Source organism: Myxacorys chilensis (genome assembly GCF_059505265.1).
In genome coordinates, this window is the sequence record NZ_JCACKG010000155.1 from 71,790 (window position 1) to 88,005 (window position 16,216).

Consider the following 16,216-nt stretch of genomic DNA (forward strand, 5'->3'; position numbering starts at 1 on the left):
AGTGGGACGGTTAGCTTCAACCGTCCCAAACAACTTAGCGAATATTGCTATCTTCTATTTCAGCTTCGGTAGGCGGCAATGTTCCTAGATTGCGATCGCTAGACAGATCCTGGCTAGGGCTAGAGAATTTTTGATTAGAGCTAGGAAGTTCTGCAACGGGACGTTCGTCCTTCGTCTCCGAATGATCGTCCTTCAGCATTTCACCTGCCTGCTTGAGCAAGTCCCGCAGCAATTGACGAACTTGCCGCTCCCGCCGTGCCAATGCCGTTCCGGCTTCCCCTAATCTGGCATCAAACTCTTCTGCTTTTTGATCGGCTTTGGCTTTTGCAACTTCCGCTTGCGGGCGAGCTTGGTCATACCACCGTTTCGCATCTTCTAGATGTCCTTGGGCACGATCGTAGTAAACTTCGCTGCGAGCCGCCAGATTCGCACGAAGAATTGACATCTGTGCTTGCAACTGTGCGTATCGTTGCTTCAGCAGATATGCTTCTTCGCTGTTGCGGATGGTCTCGATCGCGTGGTCAATCTGTTCCCGCATTTCTGCGGATAAATCCTTACCCGCCTCTTTCAGCCCTGCTAGTCCTGCTTCTACATCTTGCTCTAGTTCCCCTTCTTGCTGGTCAAGCTGCGCTTGCAGACGATTGAGTTCCGATTCTGTTTCTGAAATCCGCTTGTGACGAGCATGGCTAATGCCCTCGATCACCCCTTCAACCGAGGCAGATACTTCTTCTTTGGCATGTGAACTATTTTCTTGAATACCCTCAATTGCCGATGAGAACGCATCTTTGACGATTGATCGAACCTCGCCTGATCCGCCCTTCACTTCCGACATCACCTGAGAGATTGCCCCTTGAATAATGTCACGAATGCGATCGCGGCGAAGCTGTCCGACCTCTTTAACCTGCTTCAAATCAGATGAAATTTTTTCTTTGACCGAATTAGCCATAATTGACCTCTACCTTAGATTCTTTTTAACTTAATTAGAGATTGCCATCAAAAAAGCAACTGATGTGGCTTCTCAAGATTGAAACTTCTATTTCAATTAATTGCCATCTCTATGCTTACAAAAATTATTTCTGAATAACCTCTTTCTTAAGATAGGAAACTCAAAAGAAGATGGTTCCTGACTTTAGTGAAGTCAGGAACCATTTTCAACTTAATCGCTGTTTAACTTAAATCACCAACGTAGAGATCAGTATGAATTGCTAATTAGAAGCGGATATTGCATTTAGAAGCGAATACCAGCACCTGCCTGCAAACCAACTGCACCTGCTTTGCTACCTTCGTAAGCGTTAATGCCGTACTTCGCATCGCCAAAAAGCACTACGCCTTTAGTGACTTCAGATTCTACACCCAGTTGCAGCACGGCTGCATCCTTGTTTCCAAGCGGAGATGCTTGGCCATCTTTCTGCACAAATGAGTAACCTGCACCTGCATAAACGTTCGTGTTTCTGCTAACAGGAAGGTCATAAGACAGAGTAGGAATCACTGCGCTATTATTGCCGTTGAAACTTACTGCACCACGAACAGAAACGGGAGCGGTAGGAACAGCAAAACGGCCTTGGATGGTACCACCAATATTTGCAGCATCATTGTCTCTGCCACCGTTGGTTACACCAGCCGAAACACCAGCACCTACATAGCTGCCGTCGAAACGAACGGGTTGCGCAGAAGCAGAACCTGCACCCATAACAAGAGGAGCGACAACGAGTGCAGAAACAGCAGAAAGAGTTGCGAAAGACTTAAGAGAGAGTTTCATTGTTGTGTCCCTAGGAGATTAAGATTGATTGTTGTTCTCTTACTTATTAGTCGTAAGATGGGTTGGAAAAGTTCCAGAGTTTCTCAACAAATGTTCTAGTTAATCAAGGGATTTTTGGATGAGCCGCAAGAGTCTCTACTTGATATTAGAAGCCGTTGAACTAACTGGAGAGTTCTAGAGTTATCATCAAAAAACTTTGTGATTTCTCATAACTTAGGTATATCTAATTTGCAGTTAAGTTTCTTTCTTTAATGGTCTCTTCTACAAGTGTCACATTCTATTTGTGCCAGATGTTTTTACTTAAAATAAAACAAATAAAATCCAGAAGTTGCTGTTAGCTTAATTCGCTAAAACAGTACTCCTAGATTTTATTTTTGATGGGAAAATGAAGTGATTTCTAGACTGACATTGGTCTAGAGATAGAGGCGTATTGTTAGAAATACACGTTAATTGCTGCTAATTCCGAAGCCTATTAAAACAATTTCTTTGCCTTTTCCGCCTAAGCTTGTTCAGAAAAACGCACTGTTTCTACACAAGAATGAACTGGTTGCTTGCACGTCTGATTAGCTGGTTAATCTCTCATCTGAACTTGTAAGCCATATCTTGCTGAGTAGCTCTAATGATGCCAAAGGACAAAGATTTGTTCCTGACTAACTGACGCAGGCGGAGTAACGATCGCGCCCTTCATGCTTCGCCTGATACAACGCCTTATCTGCAGCGGTAATCAATAGTCCTGGCGATGTGATTCGACTGGGAATGGTAGTGGCGATGCCTAAGCTCACCGTGACGATTTTATTGGCTGTTGAACTAGAGTGAGCGATGGCAAGCTCCCTCACGCCAATCTGAATGGTTTGTGCAACTTGAATTGCCCCTTCTTGGTCAGTGCTGGGCAGAATCACCGCAAATTCTTCTCCCCCATAACGAGCAGGTAAATCGAGCGATCGCTTCGCCGCATTCTGAATCACATTGGCTACTTGTCGCAAACAGTTATCGCCTGCTTGGTGTCCGTAGGTGTCGTTAAACCGCTTGAAGCAGTCAATGTCACACATAATCAGCGAGAGCGGGGTCTGATCGCGCAGCATCCGTTTCCATTCTTGCTGCAAATACTCATCAAACCGCCGCCGATTTGCTACTTGCGTCAAGCCATCAAACGACGCGAGACGTTGCAATTCATGATTCGCTTGCTCTAGCTGCTGATAGAGCCTGACTTGCTGAATCAAGCGGCGCACCCGTTGGCGTAGGACTGCCCAATGAATTGGTTTTGTGATGTAATCTACAGCCCCGGCTGCAAACGCTTGATCGACAGACTCTTGATCTTCCAAGCCGGTGATCATCAGAACCGGAGTTCGTCCTCCACCGTTCATCCGCTGAATCTGCACACAGCAGGTAAATCCATCTTTTCCAGGCATGATGGCATCGAGCAATACGATATCTGGACGCATTCGCGCATAGATTGCCAGACAAGCCTCACCATCATTCGCTTCGACCACTTGGTAGCCTTCTTGCTCCATTGCTTGCCGTAACCCAATCCGGGTGATTTTGTCATCATCAGCAACCAGAATCAGAGGAGGATTGTGATTTGAGGGAATTATCTCTGGCATTGCTGAAGTTCCGTGTGTAGCGAGGCTTGAACGCGATCGTATTCAGCCTCCAGTTGGCAGATGCGGGGGACTACTGGATCTAGGTTTCCCAGGCGAGCGCAAGTTTCTAACTCTTGGCACAAGTCTGCCAACTCCGTTGCTCCGACAGCAGCGCTGGTGGACTTGAGAGTATGAGCCGCTTGCTGCAACAAAAAGGCATCTCTTTGAGCGATCGCGCATTGAATTGTTTGCAGGAGCCGGGGCGCATCGTGGAGATAGTTAGAAATGGTGTCGAGCAACGCTTCCGTGCCCTGATCGGCTGCCAAAACAGATCTCCCTGCTGCCCGCCCATTGAGGGTAACTTCAGCAGGCGTGAGGCTCGGAAAGCGGGGCTGACATTTACTTAACGCACTCATCAGTGCCTCCAGACGGATTGGCTTGCTGAGATAATCGTCCATTCCGGCCTCAAGGCAGAGCTGGCGATCGCCTCGCATAGCGTTGGCCGTCATCGCAATGATTCGCGGACGTTGCTCAACTGCCCATTCTGCACAAATGGTCTGAGTTGCCTCCAGCCCATCCATCTCTGGCATCTGAACATCCATAAGGACAACATCATAAGCTTGACGCCGCAGCGCATCTAATACTTCAAACCCGCTACAGGCAACATCTGCACGATACCCTAACCGTTGCAGGAGGTGCAGCGCGACTTTCTGATTGACAACATTATCTTCTGCCAGTAAAACACGTAGCGATCGCGGCTCGGTAAACCCGTTTGTTGAAGCAGATTGAGTAGTGATGGTCTTGACGTTAGACGAATTAATCGCCGATTTGGTCTTTGTTGGAGTGACGTTTTGATCAGCAATTCGGGTAACCCACAATTCCGCAGCGACGGCACAGATTGTGAAGTAGAACGTTGAACCCTTAGCGTGAGTTGGTCTGGCTGGTTTGAAGCCCTGAGGCGGGTCGCCGCCAAATCTGCCTTCACTTTCGACCCACATCTGTCCGCCCATGCGCTCGCTCAATCGTTTGCTGATCGCGAGTCCAAGTCCTGTTCCTCCATACTGCCGACTCGTCGAGGAATCTCCTTGGCTAAATGATTTGAACAAGCGCTCCATGCGGTACAGCGGAATGCCAATGCCCGTGTCATGTACGGCAAATAGCAGATGGAAGCCCGACGGAGGGTTGAGCTTAGAGGTGAGGTTAGAACAGTATTCAGAGAACGGCGGACAAGGAATGGGGATCTCGTTTTCACTCTTGATGCTAACCGTCAACTCGATCTGCCCCTGCTCCGTAAACTTAACCGCATTACTGAGTAAATTCACCAGAATCTGTCGCAGCCGAGTTCCATCGCCCACGATCGCAGCTGGAATTTGTGGAGAGATGTGATAGGAAATATGGATGCCTTTCTCTGCTGCGTTGACGGCGATCAACTCAATAGACTCAAGGAGGCAGGTTTGCACATCAAACGGCTGTTGCTCAATGTCTAGCTTTCCTGATTCAATTTTTGAGAAGTCTAGAATGTCATTGATGAGGGTCAGTAGCGTATCTCCGCTACTGCGAATGGTTTCTAGAAAGTCCCTCTGTTGAGGAGTAGAAGCCATCGCAAGCAATGATTCTGTTAAACCAATTACGGCGTTCATGGGAGTGCGGATCTCATGGCTCATGGTGGCTAGAAATTCGCTTTTCGCTCGATTTGCGGCTTCTGCGGCATGTTTTGCCTGTGCTAGAGCAATATTTTGGTTGGCGAGCGTTTCGCGTTGCAAAGTTTCTTGCTTCAGGAGCCGAGCTTGAGCGAGAGCAATTCCGACTTGATCGGCAACCGCTTCTAGCAGTTCAATTTCATCTTGGCTCCAGTGACGCTCGCGATCGCACTGATGCAGACAAATGATCCCGTTCGGTGCTCCTTGGTATGACGTTCGCACCACCAGCATTGACCGGAGCGAAACCTGCTGGCAGATCGAGTGGTGTGAACGCAGGAGGGGGTCAGTGTAGACGTTGGGAGATGCGATCGCGCTATCTGTTCTGAGCACGGTTTCCATATGCCGATTGCCGACGATCGGAATTTTCAATCCGGTCAAAGCGCTCCAACCTGGCTCTAAATACTCCGCGACGATCGGAATTTGAGGAAACTCGGTGTCGTTCTGCAAAAACTCGAATTCTGACAGAATCGGATCTTCAATCGATACGTAGGCGTGAATCAGGCAGCGATTGACATTAAAGGCACGACCAACTTGAGTGGCCGCCGTCTGAAAAATTTGTTGCGTATCTAAACTTTGCCGAATCTCTTGAGTGAGTTGTTTGAGCAGCAGCGCTCGTTGATATTGCCGTCTCAGCGCTTCTTCTGTGCGTTTGCGATCGCTAATATCAGTTTGAATACCAACGTAATGCGTGATTCGTCCTTCTGCATCGAGCACAGGAGAAATAGACAGCTCATTCCAAAAGAGAGAGCCGTCTTTGCGATAGTTCCGTAGCGTGACCGTGCAGTCTTCTCCGTCTTGAAAAGCTCGGCGCAACTGCTCTAATGCAGGTTGCTCGGTCTCTCCTCCTTGCAAAAGGCGGCTGTTTTTACCCAACACTTCATCTGCCGAATAGCCTGTCATCCGCTCAAATCCGGGATTAACATAGACTATCGGGTTGTCGGCACGAGTGGAGTCAGTGATAATAATGCCGTTGCTGCTTGCCCGCATGGCCCGTTCCAAAATTCGGAGGCGAATTTCGGCTTGCTTTGTTTCGGTCACATCCCGACAGACGCTAATAAATCCTTTTTCAGTTAGCGTGAGCGACATTTCTTCAAAGAATGTACTGCTGTCTCGGCGTTTGGCAACCGCTTCGCCACGCCACTGTCCATTTTGCTTTAGAAGTGGAATAATTTCACGCTCAATGCGGCTAATTTCGTCGGGATAGTAAAGTTCTCGCCAACTTTTGCCGACTAACTCTCCTGGGCGGTAGCCAAACATGCGTAACTGAGCATCGTTGAGGTAGAGAAACTGCCCACGTTCATCTAAAATTGCAATTCCATCAAGCGCCGCTTCCACAACGATCGATTGTCGCCATAGAGCTTCCTGCATCTGCTGCTCTGACAGAGATTCGGGTACTTCGATGAACGGCTTACCCATAGTTGATTTCTGCTTAAGGCGATGCAGAAAGACGGTGAAAGCAATACTGCCTGCGATCGCAACTGCATTCGTACCTAAAGGAATCCACTCTACGCTCACTGACATTCGCTATCCTATCGTTGACCAAACCTGCGGTTGCCTTGCAGTTCCCTCTTGGGGTAATCGTCCAAATTCTAGTAATCTCCGAAATGCGATCCCAGTTGATGCATTTTAGATCTCACTTAGAATAGCGGCTCCTACTGTTTATATATTCCATCGCATCAGCAGAATGGTCAGGACTCTATCTAATCTTTAGATTCAATCACTAAATCCGGCAGTCCTTCCAGCTTTTCGGTTGCGGCAGCTTCTTCATCGGGCGGCGGTAAAAAGACCGTTAAGCCGGCGGGAATGCAGTAGATATCGAGGGGCGTTGTGCCGCTCATCTCGCCATCGAGAACAACTTTTTGGGGTGGATTGGTCGTGATTTTGAAGCGGCGCGATCGCAGGTAGCCGATATCGTCACGATCAGCAGGATTGCCACTTAGCGCTGATTGAAATAAATGATACGTTGCGGTGATGGCACTGGCGCGATTGGCGGGAGCCACGATCGTTAAATCTAATAGTCCATCATCTACCACGAGTCCGGATGGGCCTTGGGCTAACACAGACGTAGGTGGAGCCGCGTTTGCAACGGTGAGAGCAGATGCCGTGAAAGAAATAATCTTGTCATCGGTTTCGACTTCGGTTTCAAAGTGCTCTAAGTCGCGCAACTGTCGTAAGCCTGCTAGAACGTATGCCAAAATTCCAAATCGATTTTTCGCCTCCCGATTTGCTTTTGCAACGGTTTCTGCCTCAAACCCAATTCCGGCAAGCAATACCATCGGGTGTCCATTACAGGACGCAATATCGATTTTTTGAGTGTAGTTCTTTAGAATGGTTTGACAGGCTCCCTCGATCGTGGTGGGAATTTCTAGAGCATTCGCAAATGCGTTTGCTGTACCGCGTGCGATTACGCCTAACGGAATTTCCGTCTGCAGAAGCGCTTTTGCCGCCGCCGACACAGTACCATCGCCTCCAGACACAATAACCGCATCAACCCCATGTTCGACCGCTTCTTGAGCCAGGACATCGGCTCCTACCTCTTTAGAGGTCAAACAAACGTCTAGATCTAGATCAGTCAGCAAACTCTCAATCAGGGCTAATTCTTGTTCGGAATCGCCCTGACCCGCCACGGGATTGAAAATCAGACGGACAGAACGCGACATAGGGGCACGATTCCTTAAAATGGGTATCAGAGAGATGATATGCCTTAGATAACATATCTGAAGCAGCCTCTAGTTCTCACCTGCGGGAGATTTGAGCAGAAGAGAACGCGTCACAATAGAACGTATTGAAATGAGATTAAACGATGCCAGATTCGTTAATGTATCAAGAAGACGATTTTGTGGTGCTAGAAACCAATCAGCCAGAGCAGATTTTGACCGCCGAGGAACTGACGCAGAAGCTGCGATCGCTCCTTGTCGCTCAACAAGATGCGCTACCCAAAGACTTGCAGCAGTTTGCCTCGGTTGAGCAGCAAGTCGCTTATTTGATCAATACAACATGTGAGTTTGATTTGGCTCCAGGACAGTACTTGCAATGGTACGCTGTCCGTCTAGAGAAGTGAGACAAATTTTTAGAGTGTTCTGACGAGCTATTGATCTAAAGTCGCCACAGCCGGATCGGGAGTTGCCACAGCCGAATCAGGAGTTGCAATGATAGACACTTCCACCTCGTCTTCCTCAGGCTGTGCCAACTTCACCTTCACCCCTGGGCCAAAAAAGTTTGTCATCTTTTCCTGTCGTTGCGTCCACACTTCAAACGGCAAATAAGAGGAATCAAACAGGAGAACCAAAGTATAAGCTCCATCGGTGCTTTCTTCGCGGACTGCCATCAGTTCCGGACGTTGTTTCTCGATCGGGCTGAGTCCTAGGTAGCTTAAGGCGCTATCAAAATGCGCTTTTTGCCCGTATCGAAAGCGAGTTACGTCATTCAGAATTTGGGTCTGAGTTTTAGTAGCTTGCGCTTCTCGCAGCGCTACCACCTCTGGCGGCGTCTGCGTCATGAATGGAACAGGTTTTAACTCGGTAATCTTGAGCGCAATCCCACCTAAGAACAACGGAATGCCGTAGAAAAAGCCGATCATGTTGAGCGCAGCATAATCGAGCAGATAAGCAGCGATCCCGATCACGGTGACGACACCACCAGCAGAAAGTAATAGCAGTCCGAACGGGAGTTTACGGAACATAAGCGGTATTGGTAAGGCAAACGTAATTAGGCTTATTATCCCTGTTTCCGGACATTGTTGTGGTGCGGAGCGGACAACCCTAAAGAATCTTGCTAAAACCGCTTTGAACGCTCTGTAATCTTCTACGCTGGTTTATGCAGACGTGTTGGCATGACAGTTATGACTCGTGCAGTAATTAAATTTTCATCGGAAGATTGTGGCATTTGTCACAAAATGGCATTTTATGACCAGAAGGTTTCAGAGGAGTTGGGGCTACAGTTTATCGATGTGAAGATGCAAGATACGGCAACCTATCGGAAATATCGGAAGGTTCTTCTAGCCCAATATCCGGATAAAGCGGAGATGGGATGGCCTACTTATATCGTGTGCGACTCACCTGAAGGAGACTTCACGATTATTGGTGAGGTAAAAGGCGGACATCCGAAAGGAGAATTTCGGACGAAGATGCAAAACGTGTTAAATCAGGCGTAATTGAAAAAGGTTGGATCAAGAACGCTCCAGAGGCTGAACCTTCTGGAGCGTTCTTAAATTTGAAGTGAGGTCAAAGAACTTTAAAGGTTTTCACTTCTAAGACCGGACCAATCATCGCGATCGTCATCACATCGTCTCGAATTTCACCGTCAATTTTAACCTTGAGACCTTTTTTTTGAAGCTCACTCGGTGGTTTGTGGAGTTCGTAAGATTTGCCATCCTCGGCGTCGAGTGCCCAAGTTCCGGTTCCAAAGCCTTTGTGTTGAATAACACCCGTTACAGTCATACGATTTTGTCCTCTGGTTTCATAGCGAGACGAGCCAAGCCGAAGCAGAGCAAGGCGTTGACGATCAGGTAGAAGCGAGCGATCGCGCCGCCGCCAATCCACATCAAGGTCGGATCGATCGCGGCACTGGTGGCGAGACACACTGAAACACCAATAGATGACCCGATCGCAAACCACTTCCACTGCTGATGTCCCAACAGTAACGCAAGCAGAATGCCTGGAATCAGCACACTGGCAGAAATTGGATTGAGCGCACTACTGCCCTGCACGGCACTACCTAGCTCAGGCAGTGAACTTCCTAAGAAGCGGAAGGGATATTGAGGCACGTCAAATAGGTAGAGTCCTTTCAGAAAGAAGAAACCAGAACTGCCGCTAATTAATCCGGTTGCCAGTGACCAACTCCACGTAAATGGAAAGTAGCTGCGTAAGAACCAGGCAAGAAGATAAGAGCCAAGTACCATCGCCAGTTTAGGAAGTAGGGCAATCGCTCCGCCATCAATCCAGAAGCGCGGGTTGAGGTAGCCATTGTCTCGCAACCACCGGAAGAAATCGTTGAATGTAATTTTGCCTCTAAGTGCCAAGTTGACGGCAGCGGCTGCATCAAGTTTGCCTGAGCCAAACTGGTTTAAGGTGTCGTCTTGAACTTTACGAGCCGATTCAGTTAAAACGGTTTCCACTTCGTCTGGATCTTTAACACCAGCCGACTGCACGAGAGCGGCAACTCCCGCCACGTGAGGAGCGGCCATACTTGTGCCTTGAAACGCCGCGAAAATTGATTCTCCGGTTTGAGGGTCGAGCGTATTTTGCAAAATACCGCCCGCTTCGCCGCTCGATGTGTCTCCTCCTGGAGCTGAAATATCGACGCCTGCCCCGAAATTAGAATAATGCGTTTTCTCTCCAGACGCACCTAAGGCAGCAACGCCGATCACGTGCGGATAGCGAGCCGGATAGTCAGCCGAACTTTGACCCGCGTTACCTGCCGCCGCAATCACAACCACTCCTTTTTTGTGAGCGTATGCTATCGCTTCTTGCATCGCACTACTTTCACCGCCGCCACCCAAGCTCATGTTAATCACAGTGGCGTTGTGATCTGCCGCAAATCGAATTGCTTCGGCAATATCAGCGACCGTTCCACCGCCGCTGGCGCTGAGGACTTTGAGCGGCATGAGAGACGCTTCATAGGCAATTCCGGCGACGCCAATGCCGTTGTTGGTTGATTGTGCGATCGTACCTGCAACATGGGTTCCGTGCCCGTTATCGTCTTTGGCATCCTCTTGATCGCTCACAAAGTCATAGCCAGCGACAAACTTAGTCTCCTTAAGATCTGGCACTTGAGAAATGCCAGTGTCAATCACGGCAACGGTGACGCCACTTCCTTTCGTTTCTGCCCAGCCAGATTCAATGCTGATGTTGTGGAGGTTCCACTGTTTGCTGTAGAGCGGATCGTTTGGGGCTTGTCCACCGCTTGGCTGTGCCGATGACGCATCGACGACTCCTGATAGGGACGCCTCTGGAATGCTGTAGATATAGTCAGGCTCAATATATTCAGTGTATTTAGAAGTGTTGGAGCGTTTAAGCGCGTTAAGCAGCTGGCGATCGCCCTTTACTACATAGAGATGATCGGCTTCTGAAAAGCGACTATTGAGCTGAGGACGAACGTTGAACTGAGCCGCGATCGCATTGACTTGATTCTCGATTTCAGCCGTTCCTGTGTCTTCTCTGAAATCCAGCACAATGCTGTCGTATGTGCCCTTTGCGGCGAGTCCTGAAAAGTTAGAAACCGCCCATCCCAAACCGAGCAAAAACAAGCCAATGATCAGAAACTTTCTCATAGCCCTCTATCAAGCCCTCTATCAAAAGTCGGAGTTGAACTCCAAGATAGCGCAGGCGGTAAAGGGATGAAGGAGGAGAGATGAGGGATGAAGCAAAACTAAATGTTTCAACGCGATACCATAATCTTATAGAGACTTACCTTTTTTCATCTTTTCATCCCTCATCTCTCCTCCTTCATCCCTATGATCCACGGTCTTTTATGGCTCCCTTTGCTTGCCGTCTTTATCGGGCTGGCGTGGGCAGGCTGGAACGAATATCAAAAGCTAGAAACATATCGTCAGTGGGCGGATAGTTACGATCGCGCCAAGTTTGATATTTACTCGGTGTTAGCTCAGAAGGGTGATCAGTTGACGTGGGGAAAGGCAACTCGTAAAGGAATCGTGCAGCCTCAAACGTTCTCGCTAAACGATGTACAAGCGATTCGATTAGTTGTGGATCGTCAAGCCGTGGACTTGCAAGCCCCACCAGAACGCGGAAAAGCGATCGAGTTAGAGTTTGAAATGTCTAATGCGTCCGTGCGAGTGCCATTTACACAGGTCAATTTAGCGGCAAAATGGGCAGAGGTTTTGGTAAAAGATTGGGAGAAGCTGCGATTAGATCCGTCACGTTCTGGAGGATCGTCTCTGTCTAGTTCTAATGGGTCGTAATGCTGCACAACAGCATCGCTTCTTCTTGGCCCACTTGTGTTTTGGCTCAGTGTAATTGCTATAGCCAGTGTTTTGGATACGTCCTTTCTTCAGCTAGGTTATTAAAAACCACAGCACATAGCACCAAGATCATCGATCCCTCCAAGGCAGGTGCCAGCAGGAATTGCCAGTCCGGTTTTGTCATCATCACGACTAATGCAACGGCTCCTGAGGGAGGATGTAGAGTTCCGGTAAGCTGCATAACTCCGATTGCACTAGAAACAGCCATTCCCATTGTCCAGGGAGAAGAGCCAAGAAGATGCAGAATAATCAGACTCACGAGAGCCGCTAAGAGATTACCCCCAATGACGTTACGAGGCTGAGCCAAAGGGCTTTCAGGGACACCAAAGATCAATACGCTTGTAGCACCAAAGGGAGCCATTAGCAGAGGAGAGTTCGTTTTCAAAGCAAGGTAAGACGTTGCGGTGATGGCTAAGAAACTACCGATCCAACTCCAAAAAACGTGCCGATGATGAGGTCGATCGACAGGACAGGTTAAAGGACAGGCTCGCCATCTTCCCAAGGTTTTGAACCAATAGCTTTCCCATTTCAACCGAATTTTTTTATAATCGATCATAAAATGAACCGCTTGATAGCCCTGCTTCTTGAGTTGAATGAAAGGCTTTACCAAAAGTTATAATATCATGACATTTCTTAAAGAAGGCTCTAAAAAGTATTCAAATACACAGATTTTCCTTATTTCATTGCTTCAGTTTAGTGACTGAAGACGTAGTTAAACGAGAACACTTCTCGCAAGAAGTGTCCAACGGGCTGCTTGTTTTTGCGTCCTGCCGTATTAAATTTACGCGTATTAAATTATTTAGTGTGACGAATTAAGTTAAAGGCGTACGATCGCACCCCTTGCGGCAGCATAGAAAGCGCCATTCCTGCATACGCTTTAGCAGATGAAGCAGATCTTCCCGCCTGTACGAGTTCTCTACCAACTTGCGTTTCGCCTTTTTCAACTAATCTTAGTCCGAGCAGCAATTGAGTTTCGGCTAAGCGCGATCGCCGCACTTTTTCTAATTCTTCCTGCTCAAATTGGAAGTTCTGTAAGTACGTTAATTTGTCTTTTAGATAAGGAATGGCGCGATCGATGCCTTGTTGCTCCGGGTGAACCCGATATTCCATCAAACGTTCGGGCAGATAGTAAGCTTGTTTGTGCGCGTTTACCCCGGATGAGGAACTGCTTCGCAACGCTAACCGAACTAATAGATCGTTATCTTCGCAGTTTTGAATATTGGGACGCATATAACCAACATCAAGCAAGGCTTGCCGCCGAAATAGCGTTGCTCCAATCTGAAAACTCTGTTTCACAAACACAACGTCTAGCAAGTTAGAAACTAGACCCGCGGGTAAGTTCGTTCTGCCCCAGTTGTAAGAATTTTGTTCGGTTGCCAATGAGTCACGCTGATTGTGTGAATCGATGATCCAATGATCGGTTCCAACAAAATCGATGTTTGGTGAACGATCTAGAATTTGACTCGTCTTAGCCAAAAAATCGGGCGTTAGGCGATCGTCATCGTCAAACTTAATAAAATACTCCCCGATCGCGGCCTCAAATCCAGAGCGCATGTTGTTACTTTTGCCCACATTCTGAGCGTGACGCAGATATCGAATGCGAGGATTCTGATACGTTGTCATTAGTTCCGAGGTGTGATCTGTCGAACCATCGTCACAGACGATCAGTTGCCAATCTTGCTCCGTTTGTTGGAGAACACTCTCGATCGCAAACGGCAGCAAATGGGCACGGTTAAAGGTTGGAATGCAAACGCTAATTTTGGGCATCGGAGAATATTATGCCTGAACGAGTTTTTTGAGTTTAGAAACGTTGGTGTGCAGCGATCGCATCATTTTAGTTGTTGCAGTCGGAGCAATCAGCGCCTTCGGTTTCTGCTCTGGCGACTTGAGAAAGCGATAGTGCAGAAAGACATCTTTGTGCGGAATATCTACATCTTCACCCTCACACAACCGAGCAAAATCCTTTGATGCATAGCTCATGTAGTGAATGCGATGAATGGGCTTCAATCCATCTTTGTTATAGAGAACGTTGTCTTGGTTGATAAACGGATCAGCGTTAGCACAGTTGCCCGTCCGATCGGAACCGTTAGGACTAAGCGTAAAGTTAAACATCGTGCACTCTTGAGCCAAGGTCAGATAGTTAAACATGCCTGAACTTGACCACCACGAGCGATCGCGAATCCAATTTAGTTCTTGACCGTCCACCAAGCGTTGTTTTAACTGCATCAGCGTTGCATCGTTAAACATACCGCGCCGCGCTGCGAAGAAACTATCACAGTGCAACAACGGACGAATCTCTGCTTCTTGAAGTGCAATTGCAGGCTCGATCACGTCAAGATTAAGTTCTGTTAGGTCGCGACGTTTTGCGTGTTCCCAATCGTTAAAAATCAGGTCGTAATCTTGAAGCTGACTCACCATATCGTCGATCGGCTTCATTGCTAATGTATCCGCATCGTAGAAGATAAATTGATCAAATCTGCCATCAAACGCGGCAAATTTGCGATGCACAAATCCGCCATACCAGCCCGGACGGCTTGACTTTGAGTCGGTTGCGCGGGGGTGAAACTGCCAAACGCTATTAAAGAAGTTATCCCATCGCTCGATCGCTAACCAATTATCAAACAGCGTTACGTTCTTGCGGGTATTGATTTCGCGTTGTGTTTTCTCAATATTGCGATTATAGGGAATGACACAGATAGGAATATCTGAACCAACATTTTGCTCAATGCTATTGAGTAAAGCAACAAATTGATCAAATACAGTATCATTAGCCAGCGTATACAGCCCAAACGAAGGCATATCAAATCTCCTATCAGGTTGAAATCAAGTCACGACTCAAAAAACGACAAATTATTGGGAACCCTGGATATCGTCAGTATTCCCGTGAATAGCGATTCGTCTCACGGAATTCTCAAGGAAATGTCCCCATGAATATTTTGATGTTGTCCTCTACCTTTCCTTACCCCCCGACTAAAGGCGGAACTCAAGTCCGAACCTTTCACCTGTTGAATTACTTACAACAAACCCACGATGTCACCGTTCTCACTCACCGAACTGACGATGTCACCGACGCCGATGTTGCCGCTCTGCGTCAGCATGTAACAGAATTAGTAGTTTTTCCGCGTCCTCAGCCCATTGCATCCTCAGGACTAGCCGGAAAAGCCGCTCGGTTTGCAACTTTCTTGCAGCAAGGGACGCCGCCTAGCGTCTTATCTAACTATTCTGTTGAAATGCAGGCGTGGATTGACCGCGCGATGCAAGATCAGAAGTTTGATGTAATCACCTGCGAACATAGCGTCAATGAATCTTATATCCGCCCCGAATTTCGTCAACGCATTCAGACAGTCGTGAATGTGCATAGTTCTGTGTACGGCTCGTGCAAGAACCAACTGCATACTCAAACGTCTGAGAATGCATGGCGCGATCGCTTAAATTCGCCGCTCCTAAAACGGTACGAACAACGCTACTGCAAAAAATTTCTCAATATCGTTGTTACAACTGATGACGATCGCAACCAACTCTCCAAATTTAACCCGACCGCCGCGATCGATGTGATTCCTAACGGAGTTGATTTTTCGACCTTTCCCTATCGAACGTCTGATCCGGGGGGACACCATCTCGTATTTATCGGCGCAATGGATAACCTTGCCAACATCGACGCCGCACGATTTCTAAGCTTAGAAATTTTGCCTGCTGTTCAAAGCCGCTATGCCGATGCGACTTTAGCAATCGTAGGTTCCCGCCCGACCGCAGAGGTGCAAGAACTCAGTCAGCAACTCGGAATTACCGTCACCGGACGAGTGCCCTCAATGGCTGAGTATTTGCACCAAGCAACCGTCTGCGTGATTTCAATGCGAACTGGATACGGAATCAAAAATAAAACGCTAGAAGCAATGGCAGCTGGAACTCCAGTCATTGCTAGCGATCGCGGTTTAGAAGGTCTGGCGGTAGATGGCAAGAATCCACAGCGAGCACTCAGAGCGAATTCTGTTTCGGAGTATGTTGATGCTATTTCACGAGTGTTTGAAGATGGTGAGCTGCGATCGCAGCTTTCTCAAAATGCGCGATCGCTCGTTCAGTCGGAGTACACATGGGAACGTGCAGGTCATCGATACTTAAGCGTTTTAGAGCAAAAAAGTCTTAGAGAAAAAACGTTTTAATTCTTCTCGCCCCATATACCATTCAAGCAGGGGTGTAC

General features: G+C 47.9%; 15 protein-coding genes. 4 read left to right on the forward strand and 11 right to left on the reverse strand.

Features of this window, described 5'->3' with window-relative positions:
• Nucleotides 1-34: 34 nt before the first annotated feature.
• From AC5JLB_RS11930 to AC5JLB_RS11950, 5 genes are all read right to left on the reverse strand, one after another.
• A complete protein-coding gene (locus tag AC5JLB_RS11930) occupies nucleotides 35-946 on the reverse strand; it encodes an HlyD family secretion protein (protein ID WP_495874051.1) in 912 nt (303 codons plus the stop codon).
• 282 nt (nucleotides 947-1,228) lie between these two features.
• The gene (locus tag AC5JLB_RS11935) at nucleotides 1,229-1,759 is read right to left on the reverse strand and encodes an outer membrane beta-barrel protein (RefSeq protein ID WP_495874052.1); all 531 of its coding nucleotides are present in this window, start codon (nucleotides 1,757-1,759) and stop codon (nucleotides 1,229-1,231) included.
• Between the two features lie 650 nt (nucleotides 1,760-2,409).
• Nucleotides 2,410-3,360 (reverse strand): diguanylate cyclase domain-containing protein, encoded by a 951-nt coding sequence (locus AC5JLB_RS11940; RefSeq protein WP_495874053.1) that lies wholly within the window; start codon nucleotides 3,358-3,360, stop codon nucleotides 2,410-2,412.
• Nucleotides 3,348-6,560 carry a PAS domain-containing hybrid sensor histidine kinase/response regulator gene (locus tag AC5JLB_RS11945; protein ID WP_495874054.1) on the reverse strand — a complete coding sequence of 1,071 codons (3,213 nt, stop codon included), beginning with the start codon at nucleotides 6,558-6,560 and terminating at the stop codon, nucleotides 3,348-3,350. Before AC5JLB_RS11945 ends, AC5JLB_RS11940 begins: the two co-directional genes overlap by 13 nt.
• A gap of 179 nt (nucleotides 6,561-6,739) precedes the next feature.
• On the reverse strand, nucleotides 6,740-7,699 hold the full coding sequence (locus AC5JLB_RS11950) for a YegS/Rv2252/BmrU family lipid kinase (protein ID WP_495874055.1): 960 nt from the start codon (nucleotides 7,697-7,699) through the stop codon (nucleotides 6,740-6,742).
• A 143-nt stretch (nucleotides 7,700-7,842) separates the two neighbouring features.
• Here AC5JLB_RS11950 and AC5JLB_RS11955 point away from each other — a divergent pair, with 143 nt between their 5' ends.
• Nucleotides 7,843-8,100, forward strand: a complete 258-nt coding sequence (locus AC5JLB_RS11955; RefSeq protein ID WP_495874056.1) for a CRR7 family NDH-1 assembly protein — start codon at nucleotides 7,843-7,845, stop codon at nucleotides 8,098-8,100.
• Between the two features lie 27 nt (nucleotides 8,101-8,127).
• On the opposite strand, the gene AC5JLB_RS11960 is transcribed toward AC5JLB_RS11955, so the two are convergent.
• Nucleotides 8,128-8,721, reverse strand: coding sequence for a DUF2854 domain-containing protein (locus AC5JLB_RS11960; protein ID WP_495874057.1), 594 nt, complete (start codon nucleotides 8,719-8,721; stop codon nucleotides 8,128-8,130).
• A 159-nt stretch (nucleotides 8,722-8,880) separates the two neighbouring features.
• Between AC5JLB_RS11960 and AC5JLB_RS11965 the strand changes: the two genes are divergently transcribed.
• Entirely contained in the window at nucleotides 8,881-9,192 is a 312-nt protein-coding gene (locus AC5JLB_RS11965; RefSeq protein WP_495874058.1) for a thioredoxin family protein, read from the forward strand.
• 70 nt (nucleotides 9,193-9,262) lie between these two features.
• Here AC5JLB_RS11965 and AC5JLB_RS11970 read toward each other — a convergent pair whose 3' ends face one another.
• Nucleotides 9,263-9,478: a hypothetical protein gene (locus tag AC5JLB_RS11970; protein WP_495874059.1), complete on the reverse strand. Its 216-nt coding sequence runs from the start codon at nucleotides 9,476-9,478 to the stop codon at nucleotides 9,263-9,265.
• Nucleotides 9,475-11,310 (reverse strand): S8 family peptidase, encoded by a 1,836-nt coding sequence (locus AC5JLB_RS11975; RefSeq protein ID WP_495874060.1) that lies wholly within the window; start codon nucleotides 11,308-11,310, stop codon nucleotides 9,475-9,477. The genes AC5JLB_RS11970 and AC5JLB_RS11975 overlap by 4 nt, the downstream gene beginning before the upstream one ends.
• Nucleotides 11,311-11,493: 183 nt before the next feature.
• Between AC5JLB_RS11975 and AC5JLB_RS11980 the strand changes: the two genes are divergently transcribed.
• Nucleotides 11,494-11,958: a hypothetical protein gene (locus AC5JLB_RS11980; protein ID WP_495874061.1), complete on the forward strand. Its 465-nt coding sequence runs from the start codon at nucleotides 11,494-11,496 to the stop codon at nucleotides 11,956-11,958.
• 58 nt (nucleotides 11,959-12,016) lie between these two features.
• Here the strand turns inward: AC5JLB_RS11980 and AC5JLB_RS11985 are convergent, their stop codons facing one another.
• The 3 genes from AC5JLB_RS11985 to AC5JLB_RS11995 form a co-directional block, all read right to left on the reverse strand.
• Nucleotides 12,017-12,574, reverse strand: coding sequence for an HPP family protein (locus tag AC5JLB_RS11985; RefSeq protein WP_495874062.1), 558 nt, complete (start codon nucleotides 12,572-12,574; stop codon nucleotides 12,017-12,019).
• 239 nt (nucleotides 12,575-12,813) lie between these two features.
• Nucleotides 12,814-13,785, reverse strand: a complete 972-nt coding sequence (locus AC5JLB_RS11990) for a glycosyltransferase family 2 protein (protein WP_495874063.1) — start codon at nucleotides 13,783-13,785, stop codon at nucleotides 12,814-12,816.
• A gap of 9 nt (nucleotides 13,786-13,794) precedes the next feature.
• Nucleotides 13,795-14,817: an Npun_R2821/Npun_R2822 family protein gene (locus tag AC5JLB_RS11995; protein WP_495874064.1), complete on the reverse strand. Its 1,023-nt coding sequence runs from the start codon at nucleotides 14,815-14,817 to the stop codon at nucleotides 13,795-13,797.
• 128 nt (nucleotides 14,818-14,945) lie between these two features.
• Here AC5JLB_RS11995 and AC5JLB_RS12000 point away from each other — a divergent pair, with 128 nt between their 5' ends.
• A complete protein-coding gene (locus tag AC5JLB_RS12000) occupies nucleotides 14,946-16,178 on the forward strand; it encodes a glycosyltransferase family 4 protein (RefSeq protein ID WP_495874065.1) in 1,233 nt (410 codons plus the stop codon).
• Nucleotides 16,179-16,216 lie beyond the last annotated feature (38 nt).

What these genes read in the sequence shown, in the direction of transcription:
- AC5JLB_RS11930 (WP_495874051.1), bottom strand. Translation starts at nt 946, where the DNA reads ATGGCTAATTCGGTCAAAGAAAAAATTTCATCTGATTTGAAGCAGGTT.
- AC5JLB_RS11935 (WP_495874052.1), bottom strand. Translation starts at nt 1,759, where the DNA reads ATGAAACTCTCTCTTAAGTCTTTCGCAACTCTTTCTGCTGTTTCTGCA.
- AC5JLB_RS11940 (WP_495874053.1), bottom strand. Translation starts at nt 3,360, where the DNA reads ATGCCAGAGATAATTCCCTCAAATCACAATCCTCCTCTGATTCTGGTT.
- AC5JLB_RS11945 (WP_495874054.1), bottom strand. Translation starts at nt 6,560, where the DNA reads ATGTCAGTGAGCGTAGAGTGGATTCCTTTAGGTACGAATGCAGTTGCG.
- AC5JLB_RS11950 (WP_495874055.1), bottom strand. Translation starts at nt 7,699, where the DNA reads ATGTCGCGTTCTGTCCGTCTGATTTTCAATCCCGTGGCGGGTCAGGGC.
- AC5JLB_RS11955 (WP_495874056.1), top strand. Translation starts at nt 7,843, where the DNA reads ATGCCAGATTCGTTAATGTATCAAGAAGACGATTTTGTGGTGCTAGAA.
- AC5JLB_RS11960 (WP_495874057.1), bottom strand. Translation starts at nt 8,721, where the DNA reads ATGTTCCGTAAACTCCCGTTCGGACTGCTATTACTTTCTGCTGGTGGT.
- AC5JLB_RS11965 (WP_495874058.1), top strand. Translation starts at nt 8,881, where the DNA reads ATGACTCGTGCAGTAATTAAATTTTCATCGGAAGATTGTGGCATTTGT.
- AC5JLB_RS11970 (WP_495874059.1), bottom strand. Translation starts at nt 9,478, where the DNA reads ATGACTGTAACGGGTGTTATTCAACACAAAGGCTTTGGAACCGGAACT.
- AC5JLB_RS11975 (WP_495874060.1), bottom strand. Translation starts at nt 11,310, where the DNA reads ATGAGAAAGTTTCTGATCATTGGCTTGTTTTTGCTCGGTTTGGGATGG.
- AC5JLB_RS11980 (WP_495874061.1), top strand. Translation starts at nt 11,494, where the DNA reads ATGATCCACGGTCTTTTATGGCTCCCTTTGCTTGCCGTCTTTATCGGG.
- AC5JLB_RS11985 (WP_495874062.1), bottom strand. Translation starts at nt 12,574, where the DNA reads ATGATCGATTATAAAAAAATTCGGTTGAAATGGGAAAGCTATTGGTTC.
- AC5JLB_RS11990 (WP_495874063.1), bottom strand. Translation starts at nt 13,785, where the DNA reads ATGCCCAAAATTAGCGTTTGCATTCCAACCTTTAACCGTGCCCATTTG.
- AC5JLB_RS11995 (WP_495874064.1), bottom strand. Translation starts at nt 14,817, where the DNA reads ATGCCTTCGTTTGGGCTGTATACGCTGGCTAATGATACTGTATTTGAT.
- AC5JLB_RS12000 (WP_495874065.1), top strand. Translation starts at nt 14,946, where the DNA reads ATGAATATTTTGATGTTGTCCTCTACCTTTCCTTACCCCCCGACTAAA.